The 1,360-nt window shown below is 69.3% G+C and carries 1 protein-coding gene; it reads left to right on the forward strand.

What is annotated here, in order from left to right:
• The first annotated feature begins 250 nt into the window (after positions 1–250).
• Positions 251–1,342, forward strand: coding sequence for an IS110 family RNA-guided transposase (locus tag HNR61_RS46565; protein WP_182849569.1), 1,092 nt, complete (start codon positions 251–253; stop codon positions 1,340–1,342).
• Positions 1,343–1,360 lie beyond the last annotated feature (18 nt).

Raw genomic sequence — 1,360 nt, forward strand, 5'->3', positions numbered from 1 at the left:
TATGACTGTGAGGATGGTCGGGTGCCGTCTCGGGCGGTGGCCTGACTCGCGTTACGACTGGCCTGCTGCCTTGTGTTTGATCTGTCGGCTGCCGCCCGGGATGGTGCTTGCTGTCGCCAGACCGGGCTGGGGTGTCCCGATAGGGGCCTTGCCGCGAACAAGGCGCCGTCACAGTCCTGACCGCCGGCCCGGTCTGGCGTCGGCCGGCCCGCGTTCCCGAGCCGTCAGGAGACAGGCGACCATGCCCAGCATGCCCCAGCGCGACCTCCCAGCACAGACCGACACCAGTAACGAGACCGTGATCCTGGGAGTCGACACCCACAGGGATGCCCACGTCGCCGCCCTCCTTGACGTTCAGGGCGCATCACTGGGGCACCGCAGCTTCCCGACCACCGCAACCGGCTACCGGCACCTGCTGCAATGGGCCCAACAGCACGGCACGCTCAAACGCGCCGGCGTGGAAGGCACCAGCTCCTACGGCACCGCGCTGACCCGCCACCTGCAGGCCGCCGGCGTCCAGGTCCTGGAGGTCAACCAGCCCGACAAGGCCCACCGGCGCCGCCGCGGCAAGACCGACGCCATCGACGCCGAAACCGCCGCCCGCGCGGTGCTGTCGGGCCGCGCCACCGCCATGGCCAAGAGCGGCGACGGCCCGGTGGAGATGGTGCGCATGTTCAAGATGGCCAAGGACTCGGCAACCAAGTCCCGGGCCCAAGCCATCAACCAGCTCAAGGCGGTCCTGGTCCGCGCCGACCCCACGTTGCGTGAGTCGCTGACCGGCCTGAGCAACCCACGACTGATCGGCCAGTGCGCCGATCTGGCCCCGGCCACACCCACCGCCCCCAGCACCGCCGCCGCCTACACCCTGCGATCGCTGGCTCGGCGAATTTTGCAGCTCACCGCCGAGATCGATGATCTGAACGCCCAGATCACCACCGCCATCGCCGCGCACTGCCCGGACCTGCTCAACTGCTACGGCGTTGGGCCCGACACCGCCGCAGCCCTGCTGATCGCCGCTGGTGACAACCCCGAACGCCTGCGCAGCGAGGCATCCTTCGCCGCGCTGTGCGGTGCCAGCCCGATCCAGGCGTCCTCTGGCAAGACCCAGCGCCACCGGCTCAACCGCGGCGGCGACCGCCAAGCCAACTCCGCGCTCTACACCATCGCCATCGCCCGACTGCGCTGGAACACCCGCACCCGCGACTACGTGGCCCGGCGACAAACCCAGGGCAAGACCCGCCGCGAGGCCATCCGCTGCCTCAAACGCTACATCGCCCGCGAGATCTACCAGCTCATCACCAACCCCAGCCCCCCAAACCGCGCACTACCCTCCACGGCTTGACATCCATAGGGGCATCAA

Origin of the sequence: Actinomadura kijaniata (assembly GCF_014138665.1) — a bacterium.
GTDB lineage: Bacteria > Actinomycetota > Actinomycetes > Streptosporangiales > Streptosporangiaceae > Spirillospora > Spirillospora kijaniata.